Genomic DNA, 17,203 nt, shown 5'->3' on the forward strand with positions numbered 1-17,203 from the left:
GGGGAAATCATGGGAAGAGTCGGATGGGGCGTCGTGCCTTTCGCGGTGGCCGGCGTACTGCTGTTGTCGGGGTGCGCCGAGGAGGACGACAAGCGCGGCACGGGAGACGCCCCGGTGGCGAACCAGCGCGGTGACGACACTCCGGCCCAGGTGTTCAACATGCCCGACGGTTTCGGGAATCTCGCGACCAAGTGCGTCGGCCACGGGTTTCGCGCCTACGTGACCACGAACGCGAGCGGTCCCTCCAATGTGCAGATCGTCCCCGACGGCACGTGCGCGGGCTGAACGCGATGCGGTGTGCGCTGATCGTGGCGATGTGTCTGGCCCTCGGCGGCGTCGCCGGTTGTTCGCAGGAGTACTACGACGAGCGCGGCAAGGCCGACGGACCGGTGCTCGACGGTCGAGGTGAGGACGGCCCCGCGGAGGTGTTCAACTTCCCCGACGGTTTCGGGAATCTCGCGACCAAGTGCGTCGGGCCCGGCAAGCGTGCCTACGCGACGACGAAGGGGTCCGTGTCGATCGGGGAGGACGAGGTGATCATCCCCGCGAACGCGGTGATCGTCGACGATCCGACCTGTACGGGGCGCTGAGTCGGCCCCGGACCGGGGAGGCGGCCCGCCGGGTTCGATGGCTTGCGACCGTCTCGGCCGGGTCGGCCCTCGCCACACCCGCACGAGCCGACAGCGCTGTGTCCCGGCGCCGGCGCCGCGAGCACACGGACCCGGCGCCGCGAGCACACGGACCGAACCCGTCGGCCACTCCGGCGCAGGCCCTCGCCTGGCCGCTCACCCGTCCCGCGCCGGCCTCTCCGGCACCCGGCACCGTTTCCGCCGGCCCGTCCCACGCCGCCTGTCCCGACGCCCGCCCGGCGCGGGACAGGCTCCCGAGGTATGTATCCCAACTCTCGGGGCAATCGTCATCCGTCGAGGGAAGCCCGGGCGGTGGGCACGTCGTCCCCCGGCTTTCGGCGATCTGCCGGGGCCGCGAATCCTCGTGCACGACCGGTGGGGTGGGCCGTCGGGGGAGGCCGGTCCCGATTCGTGGTGGGGAAGAGGGAGCGCCTTGTGGGCGGGCGAGACCGATGCCCTAGTCTTTGTTGTCCTGTGACAATCAATCGGTGATGGGAGCGCGGCGTGGCGGAAGACGGCGCCATCGGGGTTCGCCTGCGGGTTCTGGAGTTGTTGAAGTCGAACGAGGCCATCGTGACGGAGCGGTGGTCGGCGAAGGTGGTCGCAACCCTGCGCGGACGCGTTTCCGCAACCGAGGCGACCGGTGAGTTGCGCGACTTGTTCTCGGCTCTGGTCGCCGGACTCGAGGCCGGTGGTCGCAACGACGAGCCGGAGGACTCCGGGAGCGAGTCGTTCGGCGAACTGCGGGCCCTGCTGTCGGAGTTGTCCCGCAATCGGGCCCGGCAGGGCTTTACGCCGTCCGAGACCGCCGTCGGCGTGTTCGGGCTCAAGGACGTGGTCTTCGACCTCGTCGCGACGGACGATGCCTCGCTGCCGAACTACCAGGCGGCGCACCGGCTGGGGCGGCTGCTGGACGGGTTCGGCCTGTACACCTTCGAGACGTACTCGCGGGCGCGCGAGGAGGTCATCGCCGATCAGACCGAGCAATTGTTGGAACTGTCCACCCCGGTCGTGAAGTTGTGGGACGGCGTGGTCGCGGTGCCGTTGGTGGGCACTCTCGACTCCGCGCGTACCCAGGTGGTGATGGAGAAGCTGCTCCAGGCCCTGGTGGACACCGGTTCGGAACAGGCGATCATCGACATCACCGGTGTTCCGGCCGTCGACACCCAGGTCGCCCAACACCTGTTGAAGACCATCGTGGCCGCACGCCTGATGGGCGCGGAATGCACCATATCGGGCATCAGCCCGCAAATAGCGCAGACCATCGTCGCTCTCGGTATCGAGTTCGGGGACATCACGACCAAGGCGACCCTCGCGGACGCTTTGTCGCATGCCTTGCGCCGGAGCGGGATCGCGGTGCCCCGGCCGCATGCGGGGAGGTCGTGATGGAACGTGTGCCGATCCTGAAGATCGGTGACGTCCTGTTGGTATCGATCCAGATCGACCTGCAGGACGAGAGCGTGCTCGCGCTCCAGGAGGACCTTTCGGAACGCATCGTGCGGACCGGGGCGCACGGAGTGGCGATCGACATCTCCGCCGTCGAGATCGTGGATTCCTTCATCGGCCGCATGTTCGCCACGATCGCGGCCGTCTCGCGCATGCTCGACGCGGAGACCGTGGTGGTGGGCATGCGACCCGCGGTCGCGATCACGCTGGTGGAACTGGGGCTGTCGATGGGCGGGGTGCACACCGCGCTCGACCTGGAGAAGGGTTTGGCGCTCCTGGCCCGTCGACGGACGGACCGGCACGGTGACCTCTCGTTCGACGTGTCCGGCGGATGACCGCGCCGATCGCGGGCCCGGCGGGCGGGGACTCGGACGTCCTGTCCCTGCCCATCCGCGGCAACGACGACGTGGTACGGGCACGTCAGGCCGTGCGGGACTTGGCGCAACGCATCGGCCTGTCCCTGGTCGACCAGACCAAACTGGTCACGGCGGCCAGTGAGATCGCCCGAAACACGCTCATCCACGGCGGCGGAGGAACAGCGCACATGCACCTCGTGGCCGAGGGCCGGCGGCGCGGGGTGCGCGTGCGCTTCGTCGACGAGGGGCCCGGGATCCCCGACCTCGACCAGGCGTTGACGGACGGCTGGACCAGTGGTGACGGTATGGGTCTGGGGCTCAGCGGTTCACGCCGCCTCGTCGACCAGTTCCGGATCGACACCGAAGTGGGGACCGGTACCGAGGTGGAGATCGTCAAGTGGTCCCGATGACGCCCGGCGTCGGCGAACCCACGAGCAACGAAGGCCCCGCGTCCTTCAGGCCCGCGTTCGCGACGGACCCGACCTGGTTCCGCCACGGCGAGCCGAGCATGCCGGGGGCGGTACGGCGAGCCGCCGTCGCGCTCGCGCTCCGAGTGGGGTTCGGAGCCGTGCGTTCCGAGGAGATCGGGATCGCCACCCAGGAGACCGCCACGAACCTGCACAGACACGCCGACGACGGCGCGCTGCTGCTCCGGTCGGTATCCGTGGGCGAGTCCGTCGCGGTCGAGTTGGTGGCCGCCGACAGCGGCCCCGGGATCTCCGACGTGGCGTGGGCGAGCCTGGACGGCAACTCCAGCCGCGGAACCCTGGGGATCGGCCTGGGCGGCATCCTGCGCCTGGCCGACGACGCCGACCTGTACTCGGTGCCCGGTCGCGGAGTCACGCTGGCGTTGCGGTTTCGGGCCGAGGGGGCGCGCGGGGTGCCGCTGGACGAGGTGAGCGGGCTGACGCGGGCGATCGCCGGCGAGACGGTGTGCGGCGACGCGTACGCGGTGCGTGTCGACGACGGGGTGACCACCGTCATGCTGTGCGACGGCCTGGGCCACGGTCCGCTGGCCGCGCGTGCCTCGGAAGTGGCGGTGAACGCCTTCGTGGCCGCTCCCGCGGGGCGACCGGACGCGCACGCCGATCGACTGCACCGTGCGATGGCCGGCACCCGAGGCGGCGCGGTCTCGATCGCCCAACTCGCACCCGGTGTCGTGCGTTTCTGCGGCATCGGCAACGTCTCCGGCACGATCCTCGGCGACTTCGGCCGCAGAGGCATGACGCCCCTGCCCGGCATCGCCGGCCAACACGCCCGCACCCGGCGGGTGTTCGAGTACGACCTGCCGGACGGCGCGATGGTCGTCCTGCACTCCGACGGCCTGACCGACCGAGGACGCGTCCCCGACGCCCCCGGCCTGACGTCGCACACCCCGCTCGTGGTGGCGGCGACGCTCCTGCGGGACGCGGGCACCCGTTCCGACGACGCCTGCGTCGTGGTGGCGCGAGCACCACGCCGGTCCGGCTGATGGTGGACGACGCACGGTACGAGTGGCAGCCGACGTTGACCACGCTCATCCGCTGTCCACTCGTCGACGCCAACGACGTCTTCGTCGTGCGCCAACTCGCGCGCGATGTCGCCGAGGCTGTCGGCCTGGGGCGACAGGATCGCGTTCGGGTGGCCACCGCCCTCAGCGAGATCGGCCGCGAACTCATCGACGCCGTCGGTCCGGCCGTTGTGGACTTCGGCGTCGAACTCGACGGCGTCGCCCCTTCGCTGGTGGTGGAGATCACCTGGGAGACGCCGAGTCCCGACAGCCCGAACGCGCCGTTGCCGACGGCGGGTGCCGCGGAACGGCTGGTGGAACGCGTCGAACGCCTCGACGGTCGCATCGTCGTACGCAAGCGCCTGGGCGACTTCCGCCCCGGTGACGTGGAGAGGGCACGGGCTGCGGTCGCCGCCGCGAGTCCGCGCGGGGCGCTGGAGGAACTGCGCTCGCAGAACCAGGAATTGGTGAGCGCGCTGGACGACCTCCAGGCCCGCCAGGAGGACCTGCTGCGCCTCAACGGCGAACTGGAGGAGACCAACCAGGGCGTGCTCGCGCTGTACGCGGAACTGTCCCAGGAACTCGCGGAGACCAATACCGGCGTGGTCGCGCTGTACGCCGAACTGGAGGACAAGACCCGCCAGTTGCGCGAGATCGCGGAGACCCGCACCCGGTTCTGGGCCAACGTCAGCCACGAGCTGCGCACCCCGGTCAACTCCGTGATCGGCCTCGCCCGACTGCTCCTGGATCCGGCCGGCGACCCGCTCACCGAGGAACAACACCGTCAGACGCGGCTGATCGCCTCGTCCGGTGCCACGTTGTTGACCCTGGTGAACGAACTGCTCGACATCGCCAAGGCCGAGTCGGGTCGCATGGAGCCCTCACTGGCCCCGGTGGACCTGGTCGAACTGCTCACCCACGTGCACGGCGTGATGCGCCCGATGGCGGCGCCGGGTGTGACGTTCCGCGTCGACGCCGACGGCCGACCGCCCGCCGTGGTCACCGACGAGGTCATCCTCACACGTGTCCTGCGCAATCTGCTGTCCAACGCCCTGAAGTTCACCCCGCGCGGCGAGGTCGTGCTCATCGCCGAGCACGACGCGCTTGCGAACCGATTGGTGTTGACCGTCCGCGACACCGGCATCGGCATCACCGCCGAGCACGCCTCGCGAGTCTTCGAGGAGTTCTACCAGATTCCCGGGCCCTTGCAGGCGCGGGCCGCCGGCACCGGCCTCGGCCTGCCGTACGCCCGCAGTCTCACCCGCCTGCTCGGCGGCACCCTGACCCTGGAGAGCACTCCGCAGGTCGGAACCACCGCCGTGATCCGTCTTCCGCTGCACGGCACCACCGCCCCGACCCGAGCCGAACATGCCCTCCTGATCGACGACGACCCCGCCTTCCGGGAGTTGTTCCGCGGCTTGACCCAGGGACTTGTCGCCCGACTGACCGAGGCGGCCGACGGAACCCGCGGACTCGCGCTGGCCGCCGAGGACCCGCCCGACGTGATCTTCCTCGACCTCCACATGCCCGACCCGGACGGATTCGAGGTCCTGCGGCGACTGGCGACGCACGACACGCTGTCGCGGGTACCGGTCGTCGTGGTGACCTCCCTCGACCGGTCGGTACTGCCGGCACAGGCCGCCGTCGCGAACATCCTGTCCAAGAGTGACCTGACCGCCGAACGAATCGCCGACACCCTCACCGCGCCGCGGGCCGATGACGGAGACGGAGACGGAGACGGCACGTGACCCGAGCCCTCGAACCAGGCGCCGCGACGGAGCACGACCCCATGCTCGACGACGGCCCCGCCACCGTCCTGGTCGTCGACGACACCGAGACCAAGCGTTACATCATCGGCAGTTGGCTACGGCGCGCCGGACACCGTGTCCTCGAAGCCGAGACGGGTGCCCAGGCGCTGGATGTGGCCTTCGGTGCGGCCGACCACGGCGATCCCGTGGATGTGGCCATCGTCGATGTGCGGCTGCCGGACACGAGCGGTTTCGAGGTGTGCGAACGCCTGAAGTCCGACGTCCGCACAGCCTCCATGCCGGTCGTGCACGTCTCCGCCTCCGCGATCACTGTCAGCGACCGCGCCCAGGGCCTGTATCGAGGTGCGGACGCCTACCTCATCGACCCGATCGAACCCGAAGTACTGCTGGCCACCCTCCAGGCCGCGCTGCGCTACTCGCGTGCCCGACGCCGTGCCGAACACCGGGTCTCCGTCCTGTCCGAGCTCGCCCGCGCGACCATGCTCGTCAACGCCGCCGGCACCCTGGAGGAACTCGGCAACGCCATCGCGACGGGAGCCTCCCTGATCAGCCGAGCGCCGGCGGCCTCCTACATAGACGGGCCGGGCGACAGCGCCCGGCGCACCGTGATCGGCGAGTACGGCGTCGAGCCGAAGCAGGCAAACGTTCCCCCCGCCCTGTTCGACGCCCTGTCACGCTTCACGGACCTCGGTGAGGCAACGGGTTCGACATCGGTGGAGATCACTGCCGAGGAGTGGTTGCGCACACTCCCGGACAGCCTCGCCTCGGGCCCGGTCCACCTGTCGATGTGCCGAACGAAGACCGCCCGCCCACCGACCGCCCTCGCCGTCCCGGCGGACGCCGCCCGACACCCCGAGGAGAGGCGGGCGCTGCGCGAACTCGCCCGCACCGGAGCCCTCGCCGTCGAGGCGTTTCGCTCCTACGCCCGGGAACACGCGCTGGCCCTGGACCTGCAACGTTCCTTCCTGCCGTCCGTGCTCCCCGTATCCGACCTCGTGGACATCGCGGTGCGCTATCGTCCCGCGTCCGACGAAGCCGAGATCGGCGGCGATTTCTACGAAGCCGTCGCCATCGAGGACCGCCTGCTCGTGGCCATCGGCGACGTCGCGGGCCACTCCCTGCACGCGGCGACCATCATGGGCGAACTACGCCACGGCCTGCGCGCCTACGCGAGCGACGGACACGAGCCCGACGCGATCCTGGAACGCCTCAACACCATGTTGACGCGCTACCACCGCTACGAGACCGCGACGGTGTGCGTCCTGATGTTCGACCCCCGCACGGGCGTGATCGACCTCGCCAACGCCGGCCACCTGCCACCCCTGGTACTGACCGAGGACGGTCACGCGCACTACCTCGTGGCCGGCGGCCCCCTGCTCGGCCTCGAACTGCCCAGACCCGGAACCACCCGGTTCGAACTGCCCGAGAAGGCGACCCTGCTCCTGTACACGGACGGGCTCGTCGAGGAGCGCGGCAGCGACCTCGACGAAGGCATGGAGCGGCTGCGGGCCGAGACCGTTCGGGAGACCACACCCCGAACCGACCTGGCAGCCCTCGCCGACCACCTCCTGTCCGCGCTTCAAGGCGACGAACGCGACGACATCGCCCTCCTGTTGCTGCGCAGGACCGGCTAGCCGCCCCGGCGACTCACCCGGGTGGCGGGGTGTCGGGGGCGCGGATGTGGGCGGTGACGGTCTTGCCGGTGGCGGTGGCGGTCACGACGAGGTCGGTGCTGAGGGCGCGTACGAGTTCCAGGCCGTGTCCGCCGACGCGGAGGGGACCGTGGTCCCGGGGAGTGGGTGCCGCGTGTGCGTCGTCGTGGACGGACACCCGCACACCGCGGTCGACATGGGCGAGTTCGAGTCGACACGGCCCGGTCGCGTGACGTATCGCGTTGGTCACGAGTTCGCTGACGACCAGCTCCACGGTGTCCGCCAGGCCGGGAGCGGCCCCGGGGCTTTGGGCGAGGAACTCCCGTGCGGCCCGGCGCGCGGCAGCCGCGGCGCCGACGCCCGTGAGCGTGATCGAGCGTGGACCTCTTGCCGGTGACCGCCGCGCGTCGTGCGGTGAGGAATCCCCGGAGCGAAGTTCGAAATCGGCGGCCATGGGTTCCCCCCGGGGTGAACGTCGGTTCAGGCATGGGACATCGCGTGCCGACCACCCGTCTCGGCTCCCCTGTGCGGCAATGGGCCCAGTTCTCGACATCGGATCCCACCGTTGTACCGCGCCGGAACGACGCTCGTCTCGCCGGGCCGTCGTACCGGCGAAGCCCGCGCGCCACCGGACGGGCGCACGGCGGCGCGTGGCCCCGTCCCCGTCCCCAGGCGGATCCCGGCCCGGCCCGGCCCGGGGCGGGGCCGGCATCGGCCGGCCGGCTCGCCCGCGCGGGCATCGACGCGTTCGCTCCGACGATCGTCCGCTTCGCCGGCGTCCGACCCGTCCGTGGTGAACCCCGGCGAGGTGGCCGGGACGCCTGACGGGGCGGGCGAGGACGCGGGGGGAGCGGTGCCGGTCCCACCGGTGCGTCGACACGCACGCGATCATGGACGTATGAGCGAGCGTGAATCCTCCGGCCGTCGCGCCGCGACGACGCTGGCGCGGGTGCTGGATCTGATCGACCCCGGGATCCTCGACGTCGTGGTCGCGCCGCGCGGGACCGAGGTGCCGGTGAACGGGGTCACCCTCTACGACCTCGGCGACGAGGACGCCGACGAGTCGACGCTCACCGGGATGATCCTCCTCGCGGTCGGCGTGGAGCCGCGCGGGCCCGGTGCGGTCGAGGCCGTGCGCGCGGCCCGGCGCGCGGGGGCGAGCGTGTTGGTGATCCGGCGCGGCGCGACCGGCGCGGATCCCGCCGCGGTCGAGGCGGCCGAAGACGGCGGGATCGCCCTGCTCACCCGGCAGCCCGGACGTGGCTGGACCGACGTGCTCGGCCTGTTGCGCAACGCCTGTGCGCAGAGCAGCCCGTCCGAACTCGCCGCGGTCGACAGCCTGCGCCCGGGCGACCTGTCGGGCCTGGCCAACACGGTCGCCGACCTGGTGGGCGGCGCGATCACGATCGAGGATCCGCAGTCGCGGGTGCTGGCCTACTCCCGGATGGACCACGAGCCGGATCCCATGCGCCGGGCGACCATCCTGAACCAGGAGGTGCCCCGCTGGCGGGTGGCCGAACTGCGCGAGAGCGGCTTCTTCCGCACCCTGTGGGGCACCGACGACGTGGTCCGGCTGCCCGCCGACGACCGCTACGCGGAGCGGTTGGCGATCGCGGTGCGCGACGGCGGCGAGGTGCTCGGGTCGATCTGGGCCGCGGCGGACGGGCACCCGCTCGCGCCGGACGCGGTGGCGGCGTTGCGCACCGCCGCCCGGGCGGCCCTGCCGCACCTGGTGCACCACGAGACCCGCGGTCGCGAGGCGGCACGCCGTCGGGAGGAGGCGGTGCACACGTTGCTGAGCGGCGGCGCGGGTGCCGACCGGGCGGCCCGGACGGTGGGGGTGCGCCCGGACCGGCCGTACGCGGTGATCGTGGTCGAGGCGTACGAGAACCCCACGACGGAGTCCGCGTCCGACGCGCCCACGCCCGCCGAGCAGCGGGTGCTCGACGTACTCGCGTTGCAGGCGGCGGCGCTTCGTCCGGGGTGTGTGACCGCGCGGGCCGGTCGACGGTTGTTCGTGCTGACGCCGGCGGGCGAGGCGCACGCGGACCCGGCGCGCGACCTGGTCGCCACGGCCCGGTCGGTACCGGGCACCGTGGTCTTCGCCGGTGTCGGTCCCATCGCGGGTCGGCCGGCCGAGTTGCCCGACGCGCGCGAGGAGGCCGAGATCGTGGTGCGGGTGCTGCGCGAGCGGGCGTCGGCGGCCGGGGTGTCCGCGTCGGCGTCGGCGCTGTCGGCCGACGTGGTGTCGGAGGCGGCCCTGGTGCGCTTGCTGGACCGGGTCGAGCCGCTGTGGCCGATGGCCGGACCGGTGTACGCGATGGTCGAGCACGACCGTCTGCACGGATCGGGGTACTCCGCGTCGGTCGGCGCCTACCTGGGCGCCTTCGGCGACACCGTGGCCGCCGCGCGCGGGCTCAGCGTGCACCCGAACACCCTGCGCTATCGGCTGCGCCGGGCCAAGGAGCTCTTCGGCGTCGACCTGGACGACCCGACGGGCCGACTGCTCGCCGACATCGGACTGCGCCTGGCCCACCGCGAGCACGGGTGAGCCGCGGGGGCCGGCGACCATTTTCATGATCATTTTCCTGTTGAGGCAAACAACCGATGCGTCCTCCTTTGGTCGGGCCGGACGCTGACGCCCGCCCACGCCCGGATCCAAGCTGTGCATGCGACTCGAACGGGTCGCGAACACTTGAGATCTTCGAGGTGTGGTGGACGTGACTTCCGCAGCGGCCCGACGGCGTCGATCGGCCCGACAGGCGGCCCTGGCCCGAGTCGTCGAGCAGGGCCTGCTGGGCCCCGAGCAGCCCCTGGTGGGACTGCTGGACGTGGACGGCATCCGGGCGTCGGTCGGCGCGCTGTCGGCTGCGTTCGGCGACGCGCCCGTGCTGCACACGTTCGCCGCCAAGGCGTGCGGCCTGGTCCCGGTCCTGCGCCTGCTCGCCGACGCGGGGATGGGCTGCGAGGTCGCCTCGCCGGGCGAACTGGAGCAGGCCCTCGCGGCCGGGTTCACTCCCGATCGGCTCGTCCTGGACAGCCCCGCCAAGACGGTCGAGGAGTTGCGGTACGCCCTCGCGCACGGCATCGCCGTCAACGTCGACAACTTCCAGGAACTGGCCCGCATCGACGCGATCGTGGCCGAGCGCCCGGCCGCGGGACCGATCGGGATCCGGATCAACCCGCAGGTCGGCGCCGGCACGATCGGTGCGATGAGCACCGCGACCACCACGTCCAAGTTCGGCATCGCCCTGCGCGACCCGGGGGCCGTCGACGCCGTGGTCGAGGCGTTCGCCCGCCGACCGTGGCTGAACCGGCTGCACGCGCACGTCGGCTCCCAGGGCTGCCCCCTGTCGCTGATCGCCGCCGGCCTGCGCGCGACCTACGAATTGGCCGAGCACATCAACTCCGTCCTGGGCCGCCGACAGATCACCGGCCTGGACATCGGCGGCGGCCTGCCGGTGAACTTCGCCGGCGACGAGGACGACCCGACCTTCGCCGACTACGTCGCCGAACTGCGCGCGGCCGTACCCGAACTCCTGGACGGCCGCTACCGGTTGGTCACCGAGTTCGGCCGCTCGCTGCTCGCCAAGAACGGCACGATCGCCTCGCTCGTGGAGTACACCAAGAGCGCGGGCGGCCGACGGATCGCGATCACCCACGCGGGCGCCCAGGTGGCCACCCGCACGGTGTTCATGCCCCAGGCGTGGCCGCTGCGCGTGGGCGCGTTCGACGCGCACGGCCGGCCCAAGACCGCGCCGGAGGAGATCCAGGACGTCGCGGGGCCGTGCTGCTTCGCCGGCGACCTGACCGCCGTCGGCCGCGCCCTGCCACTGCTCGAACCGGGCGACGTCGTCGCGCTGTACGACACCGGCGCCTACTACTTCTCGTCCCACTTCGCCTACAACTCGCTGCCCCGACCGGCGGTGTACGGCTACCGCGTCGTCGACGACGAGGTGCGCCTGGCCACCGTCCGCGAGGCGCAGACCGTTCGCGAAGTGGTCCAGGAGAGCGGCGCGGCACACGTGCACGCCCTGGTGGACCTGGTGTCCACGACTTCCTCGGGGAACCGGTCCGAGCACGACTGTCCCGACCCCGAGGAGGTTGCGGTATGACCCGCGTCCTGATCTCCGCCGACATGGAGGGCGCCACCGGCACGGTGCTGCCCGCCGACGTGAGCGCCGGCAACCCGCGCTACGAACGCTTCCGACGCCTGCTCACCGGCGACGTCAACGCGGCCGTGGCCGGATTCCTGGACGGCGGCGCGGACGAGGTGATCGTCAACGACGCGCACTGCGGCATGGACAACGTGCTCCTGGAGGAACTCGACCCGCGCGCGGTGCTCATCGTCGGCCGCAACAAACCGCTGGGCATGCTGCAAGGACTCGAACTCGACGTGGACGCGCTGGCGTTCGTCGGCTACCACACCGGTGCGGGCGAGGCCGGCGTACTCGCGCACACCTACCTCTCGCACAGCGTGCTCGCCGTACGTGTCGACGGACGCCCCGTCGACGAGGGAAGCTTCAACGCACTCGTCGCCGCGGAGGCCGGCGTCCCGGTGGTGCTGGTCACCGGTGACGACCTGACCTGCGCCGAGGCCGAACGGTACGCGCCGGGCTGCCGCACGGTCACGGTCAAGACGGCGATCTCCCGCCACGCGGCGATCTGCCGCACACCGGCCGCGACGGCGACCGACATCCGCCGCGAGGCCGCCGCCGCGCTGGCGGGCCCGCCGGATCGGCCCACCGCGACGCCCGCCGCACATCTGGTCGAGGTGGACGTGGACAGCCCCTACCTCGCCGAACGCGCGAGCGCGATGGGCGGGGTCGACGTCGTCGGCCCGCGCACCGTCCGCCTGCAAGCCCCCGACGCCCGCGAGGCGTTGCGCCGGTTCCGGGCACTGACCTGGGTGATCGGCGCCGGCCGCGAGGGCGACTGGACCTGACCGGTCCCGCCTCCGCCGCCGATCGGGCGTCCGTACCGGCTCACCGCCGCACCCTCACGCCGTTGTTTCCCGCTGCCTCCACCGTTCCCCGCTTCGCAGGAGTCTCCATGTCGCAGCACACACCCCCGACCGAACAACCCCGACTCAGCCGCTCGCTCCGCAATCGGCACATGGCGATGATCGCGATCGGCGGGGCGATCGGGGCCGGTCTCTTCGTCGGCAGCGGCAGCGTCATCAAGACCGCCGGGCCGGCCGCGATCGTGTCCTACTGTCTCGCCGGCGCGCTGGTGTTGTGCACGATGCGCATGCTCGGCGAGATGGTCGTCGCGAGACCGTCCTCGGGTTCGTTCTCGGACTACGCGCGCAGCGCCATCGGCCCCTGGGCGGGTTTCACGATCGGCTGGCTGTATTGGTACTACTACGTGATCATCGTGGCCGTGGAGGCGGTCGCGGGCGCCGCGATCCTGCACGCCTGGCTCGACCTGCCCCTGTGGGTGCTGGCGATGGCGCTGATGGCGGTGATGACCGCGACGAATCTGCTGTCGGTGAAGTCCTTCGGCGAGTTCGAGTTCTGGTTCTCCTCGGTCAAGGTCGCCGCGATCATCGCGTTCCTCGTGGTCGGCGGCCTACATGTGTTCGGCGCGTGGCCGGGCAGTTCGCTCGACTTCTCCAACCTCACCTCGCACGGTGGCTTCGCGCCGAACGGCTTCACGTCGATCTTCTCCGCCATCGTCGTGGTCATCTTCGCCTTCGGCGGCGCCGAGATCGTCACGATCGCCGCCGCCGAAAGCAAGGAACCCGAGCGCTCGGTGGCGCGGGCCACGACCGGCATCATCTGGCGGATCATCCTGTTCTACGTCGGCTCGATCTTCCTCGTCGTCACGATCGTCCCGTGGGACGGCGCCGAGGTGCTGGCGAGCCCGTACGTCGCCGCGTGGGACATCATCGGCCTGCCCGGCGCGGGCACCGTGATGGACGTCGTGATCCTCACCGCGGTGCTCAGCGTGCTCAACTCGTCGGTGTACGTGTCCTCGCGCATGCTCTTCGCGCTGGCCTCGCACGGGGACGCCCCCAAGTGGTCGGTCAAGACCAGCAAGCGCAACGTCCCGGTCCGGGCGATCCTGGCGGGCACGGTCGTCGGCTGGGTCTCGGTGGTGCTCGCGTACCTGTCGCCGGACACCGTGTTCACGTACCTGGTCAACTCCTCCGGCGCGATCGCCATCTTCATGTACGTCATGATCGGCGCCTCGCAACTGCGCATGCGCCGGCGGCTGGAGCGCGAGGCCCCGGAGCGACTGGCCCTGAAGATGTGGCTGTTCCCCTACCTCACCTGGATCGTGATGGCGGGCTTCGTCGCGGTGCTCGTGGCCATGGCGGTCATCGACGACCAGCGCACGCAACTGTTCACCAGCCTGGGCAGCCTCGCGGTCGTGCTCGTCGCGTACGGGGCACGCCGGGCCTACGGCCCCCGTGCGACCGGATCGGGTGACGTCCGGGGCACGAAGGCCGTCCCGGAAGCCATGTCCACTCCGTAGCGAACGGATCCGACACCCCCAGGCGTTACCGCCCCGGGTCCTCCCCGCCTCGGGCGGCCGGGCGGAGAGCCGCCGGGTCGGCCGGGGCATCGGCGGTTTCGTCGATCCGGTGTTTGAGATGGTCGTGGGCCCAGGCGGCGAGCGTGGTCGGGGTGGTGGTCCGCACGGTGCGCGGTTGTTCGGGCTCGAAGTTCTCCCGCAGGCCGGTCGACATGCCGAGCACCGCCTCGACCAGTGCGTCGGTCATCCCGGCCCGGTGGAGCAGGTCGCGCATGGCGTCGTCGGTGACGCGTTCGACGTCGATCCGGCGGCCGGTGGCGGCGGTGAGGATTTCGGCGACCTGTCGCCAGGTGAGGTCGGTGGGTCCGTGCACGGCCTGTACGTGGCGTCCGGACCAGTCGGGGGAGAGCAGGCGGGTGGCGGCGACTTCGGCGATGTCGCGCGGCGCCACCCAGGCCATCGGCCGGTCGAGCGGAAGGATCACCTGGAGGAGGCCGGCTCGCAGGGCGTCGAGTTGGAGTTCGAGGTTGGTGAAGAAGTAGCCGCAGCGCAGGTGGGTGACGTCGACGCCGGTGTCGTCCAGGGCGGTTTCGGTGTGTGCCAGGCCGTCGATCTCGCCGGCGCCGTGCCGCTTCTCGGCGCCGACGCTGCTTTGGAAGACGACGCGGACGATCCGGTTGGCGGTGACGGCGCGGACCACGCTTTCGGTGGCGCGGGCGTAGTCGGCGAGGGGGTCCTCGCCGCCGGTGGTCGGGTCCACCCAGAACAGTGCGTCGACAGCCTTGGTGGCGGCCACCACGGCGTCGGCGTCGTATTGGTCGACCCGCACCGCGTCCACCTCCACCCGGATGTCGGGAGCCAGTCGGTCGGGCTCGCGCAGCAGCACGCGCGGCCGGATTCCGGCGCGAAGCAACGTCGCCACGACGTGACGGCCGACGTTGCCGGTCGGGGTTGTGACAGCGATCTGCATGGTCGTCTCGTCTCTCGATCGGGGCCCGGGTCGAGACGCTCCGGCACCCGACGCCGGGTCGGATCGGCCGCGGCACCTTCCGGCCGGCCGCAGGTTCGGGTGTATCACCAGGCCCCGGCACCGCGCCACCAGGAGATCCCGGCCGCGGTGGGGCGGGAGTGTGCGGATGATCGGGGCCGCGAGGAATCGATGGCGACCCGGCCCGTCCCGGTCTTTGGCAACTCGGGTTGACTATCTCCATTAGTCAACTACAGTTGCTTGTATGTCGGCCGCCAAGAATCCCCTTCCACCGGAGCCCGCCGACAGCCTGGCGGCTGTCGTGGCGTTGCGGCGCCTCGCCGATCAACTGGAGGACGCCGCCGTCGAGCAGGCCATGCGAGCGGGCTGGGGTTGGCCGCAGGTATCCGAGGCGCTCGGTATCACCCGCCAGGCCGTCCACAAGAAGCACGCCAAGCGGCTCATCGCCGCCGGAGTCAAGCTGAGGAGACGCGGCGATGAGCGCGTTTGACAAGTACCTGCACGCGGTCATCGTGCGGGCGACGCACGAAGCCCACGAGGACGGGTCGGCGACGATCGACGCGCACCATCTCCTGATGTCGATCGCCGCCGATCAGGGGTCCACCGCACAGCAGGTCCTGGCCTCGGCCGGGCTCGATCGCGTTGCTGTCCGCGAGGCACTGGACCGGGAGTTCGAGCACAGCCTGAGCATGATCGGAGTGTCTCCGGCGGCCTATGACCTTCCCGGGCCGAGCCGCGCTCGCGAGCAGCCCAGGATGGGCGCGTCCGCCAGACTCGCACTGGAGCGGAGCTTCGCCCTCGCCCGCAAGAAGGACCTGCGGTCGACACATCTGCTCCTCGGGATCCTGCAGGCTCGCATCGGCACCGTGCCGCGCGCTCTCGCCTTGGCCGGTGTCGATCGGGCCGAACTGGCGGACCACGCGCGGCAGACGCTCGACAGCCGGGACCGCTGAGCACCGAAAGCAGCCGACCCGGCAGACCCGCCTCGCGGGCGTGCCCTGGCCGGGATGTGCGCAGAGCCCTGTGGGCGTACGCGACGGATCGCACGGGCGCTGGGCCCAAGCCTGGGGTAGAAGCCGGTGCGCCCGGGGGCCGGAGCCAATGGGTCGGTGGGCCGACGAAATCACGCCGTGAAGAGGGCCGGGCGGCCATCTTCGCGTTGCGCGCGACAAGGAGAATGAATGCACCGACACACCGCTCGTACGGATGGCAGCGGACCGGACGCCGAACCGGCCACGGATGTGGGCGCCGTATCCGAGGCCGCGTCGGCATCGGAGGCCGAGGGCTACGAGGCGATCCGGCTCCTGCTTCGGCAAGCCGTGACTCGCGGTGGCCTTCCCGGCATTCTCGCCGAGGTCCGCGACGGCGACCGGCAGTGGTTCGGGACCGCGGGAGTGGCCGACACCCGAACCGGCCGCACGCGCTCACGGCAGGACCGATTCCGCATCGGCAGCATCAGCAAGACGTTCGTGGCCACCGTCGTGCTGCAATTGGCGGCCGAAGGCCGGCTCAGCCTGGACGACACCGCGGAACGGTGGCTGCCCGGCGTGGATCACGGCCTGCGCCACGACGGTGCCGGGGTGAGCATCAGGATGTTGCTCAACCACACCAGCGGGATCTTCAACTACACCGATGACCAGGAAGCGCTGAACCGTTCCGAGACACACACTCCCGAGTCACTCGTGCGGATCGCCGCATCCCATCCGCCCACCTTCGCCCCGGGCTCGGGCTGGGCGTACTCGAACACCAACTACATCCTGGCGGGCATGATCATCGAACGGGCCACCGGCCGCACGCTTGCCGAGGAGATCACGGAGCGGATCACCCGCCCGCTCGGTCTGGCCGGCACGTATCTGCCACGCGGCAGCGACCCGACGATCCACGGGACGCACTCCCGGCACTACACGAAGCTCTTCCGGACCGACCCCGGCGCGCCGGTTCACGACGCGACCGAGTTCGACGCATCGATGTTCTGGGCAGCCGGCGGCATGATCTCCACCGCCGGTGACCTCAACCGATTCTTCGGTGCCCTGCTGGGAGGCCGGATACTCCCGGCGGACCGACAACGCGACATGTTCGAGACCGTGCCCACCCGCGACTGGATCTCCGACTCCGCCTACGGCCTCGGCGTTTCCTCGGTGAGACTGCCCTGCGGTGAAACGGTCTGGGGCATGGGCGGCGCGCTCTTCGGATCGTGGTCCTACACCTATGGCGCTCGCGATGGCGAACGCATGTTCACCGTCAACGTCAACGGCGACTGGAGCGAAGGCGGGTGGGACGACCCCATCGGCATCTTCACCGATCTACTCCAGGCGTGGTTCTGCCGCCGCCTCCATATCTGAACACCGAGTGACAACATCGGCCGCGCGGCCCGCGTCCCGTCCGTCCGCGAAC

Annotated in this window: 17 protein-coding genes; 15 read left to right on the forward strand and 2 right to left on the reverse strand. The window is 71.1% G+C overall.

Annotation, left to right across the window (positions count from 1 at the left end; translation table 11 throughout):
• Positions 1–9: 9 nt before the first annotated feature.
• From ACZ4FV_RS29385 to ACZ4FV_RS29420, 8 genes are all read left to right on the forward strand, one after another.
• Positions 10–285, forward strand: a complete 276-nt coding sequence (locus ACZ4FV_RS29385; protein ID WP_395860164.1) for a hypothetical protein — start codon at positions 10–12, stop codon at positions 283–285.
• Positions 273–590: a hypothetical protein gene (locus tag ACZ4FV_RS29390; RefSeq protein ID WP_465323666.1), complete on the forward strand. Its 318-nt coding sequence runs from the start codon at positions 273–275 to the stop codon at positions 588–590. Before ACZ4FV_RS29385 ends, ACZ4FV_RS29390 begins: the two co-directional genes overlap by 13 nt.
• A 543-nt stretch (positions 591–1,133) precedes the next feature.
• Positions 1,134–2,015 carry an STAS domain-containing protein gene (locus tag ACZ4FV_RS29395; protein WP_395860160.1) on the forward strand — a complete coding sequence of 294 codons (882 nt, stop codon included), beginning with the start codon at positions 1,134–1,136 and terminating at the stop codon, positions 2,013–2,015.
• Complete coding sequence (locus ACZ4FV_RS29400; RefSeq protein WP_395860158.1) at positions 2,012–2,410, forward strand: STAS domain-containing protein; 399 nt, start codon at positions 2,012–2,014, stop codon at positions 2,408–2,410. The genes ACZ4FV_RS29395 and ACZ4FV_RS29400 overlap by 4 nt, the downstream gene beginning before the upstream one ends.
• A complete protein-coding gene (locus ACZ4FV_RS29405; protein ID WP_395860156.1) occupies positions 2,407–2,841 on the forward strand; it encodes an anti-sigma regulatory factor in 435 nt (144 codons plus the stop codon). Before ACZ4FV_RS29400 ends, ACZ4FV_RS29405 begins: the two co-directional genes overlap by 4 nt.
• Complete coding sequence (locus ACZ4FV_RS29410) at positions 2,838–3,902, forward strand: ATP-binding protein (RefSeq protein ID WP_395860154.1); 1,065 nt, start codon at positions 2,838–2,840, stop codon at positions 3,900–3,902. The genes ACZ4FV_RS29405 and ACZ4FV_RS29410 overlap by 4 nt, the downstream gene beginning before the upstream one ends.
• Positions 3,902–5,668: an ATP-binding response regulator gene (locus tag ACZ4FV_RS29415; RefSeq protein ID WP_402233357.1), complete on the forward strand. Its 1,767-nt coding sequence runs from the start codon at positions 3,902–3,904 to the stop codon at positions 5,666–5,668. The genes ACZ4FV_RS29410 and ACZ4FV_RS29415 overlap by 1 nt, the downstream gene beginning before the upstream one ends.
• Entirely contained in the window at positions 5,665–7,323 is a 1,659-nt protein-coding gene (locus tag ACZ4FV_RS29420) for a SpoIIE family protein phosphatase (protein WP_402233355.1), read from the forward strand. Before ACZ4FV_RS29415 ends, ACZ4FV_RS29420 begins: the two co-directional genes overlap by 4 nt.
• A 13-nt stretch (positions 7,324–7,336) precedes the next feature.
• Here the strand turns inward: ACZ4FV_RS29420 and ACZ4FV_RS29425 are convergent, their stop codons facing one another.
• Positions 7,337–7,795 (reverse strand): ATP-binding protein, encoded by a 459-nt coding sequence (locus ACZ4FV_RS29425; protein WP_395860149.1) that lies wholly within the window; start codon positions 7,793–7,795, stop codon positions 7,337–7,339.
• A gap of 444 nt (positions 7,796–8,239) precedes the next feature.
• On the opposite strand from ACZ4FV_RS29425, the gene ACZ4FV_RS29430 reads away from it, so the two are divergent.
• From ACZ4FV_RS29430 to ACZ4FV_RS29445, 4 genes are all read left to right on the forward strand, one after another.
• Positions 8,240–9,892 (forward strand): PucR family transcriptional regulator, encoded by a 1,653-nt coding sequence (locus ACZ4FV_RS29430; protein ID WP_395860147.1) that lies wholly within the window; start codon positions 8,240–8,242, stop codon positions 9,890–9,892.
• A gap of 169 nt (positions 9,893–10,061) precedes the next feature.
• The gene (locus tag ACZ4FV_RS29435; RefSeq protein WP_395860145.1) at positions 10,062–11,456 is read left to right on the forward strand and encodes a type III PLP-dependent enzyme domain-containing protein; all 1,395 of its coding nucleotides are present in this window, start codon (positions 10,062–10,064) and stop codon (positions 11,454–11,456) included.
• Complete coding sequence (locus ACZ4FV_RS29440; protein WP_395860143.1) at positions 11,453–12,286, forward strand: M55 family metallopeptidase; 834 nt, start codon at positions 11,453–11,455, stop codon at positions 12,284–12,286. Before ACZ4FV_RS29435 ends, ACZ4FV_RS29440 begins: the two co-directional genes overlap by 4 nt.
• Positions 12,287–12,393: 107 nt before the next feature.
• Positions 12,394–13,821, forward strand: coding sequence for an amino acid permease (locus ACZ4FV_RS29445; RefSeq protein ID WP_465323667.1), 1,428 nt, complete (start codon positions 12,394–12,396; stop codon positions 13,819–13,821).
• A gap of 25 nt (positions 13,822–13,846) precedes the next feature.
• On the opposite strand, the gene ACZ4FV_RS29450 is transcribed toward ACZ4FV_RS29445, so the two are convergent.
• Positions 13,847–14,791, reverse strand: a complete 945-nt coding sequence (locus ACZ4FV_RS29450) for an NAD(P)H-binding protein (protein WP_465323668.1) — start codon at positions 14,789–14,791, stop codon at positions 13,847–13,849.
• A gap of 262 nt (positions 14,792–15,053) precedes the next feature.
• Here ACZ4FV_RS29450 and ACZ4FV_RS29455 point away from each other — a divergent pair, with 262 nt between their 5' ends.
• The 3 genes from ACZ4FV_RS29455 to ACZ4FV_RS29465 all read left to right on the forward strand — a co-directional run bounded on the left by ACZ4FV_RS29455 (position 15,054) and on the right by ACZ4FV_RS29465 (position 17,151).
• Complete coding sequence (locus tag ACZ4FV_RS29455) at positions 15,054–15,299, forward strand: hypothetical protein (RefSeq protein WP_395860137.1); 246 nt, start codon at positions 15,054–15,056, stop codon at positions 15,297–15,299.
• Positions 15,286–15,762, forward strand: coding sequence for a Clp protease N-terminal domain-containing protein (locus tag ACZ4FV_RS29460; protein WP_402233345.1), 477 nt, complete (start codon positions 15,286–15,288; stop codon positions 15,760–15,762). The genes ACZ4FV_RS29455 and ACZ4FV_RS29460 overlap by 14 nt, the downstream gene beginning before the upstream one ends.
• Before the next feature lie 228 nt (positions 15,763–15,990).
• Positions 15,991–17,151 (forward strand): serine hydrolase domain-containing protein, encoded by a 1,161-nt coding sequence (locus ACZ4FV_RS29465; RefSeq protein ID WP_395860133.1) that lies wholly within the window; start codon positions 15,991–15,993, stop codon positions 17,149–17,151.
• The last annotated feature ends 52 nt before the right edge of the window (positions 17,152–17,203 follow it).

Source organism: Embleya sp. NPDC025285 (assembly GCF_055558835.1).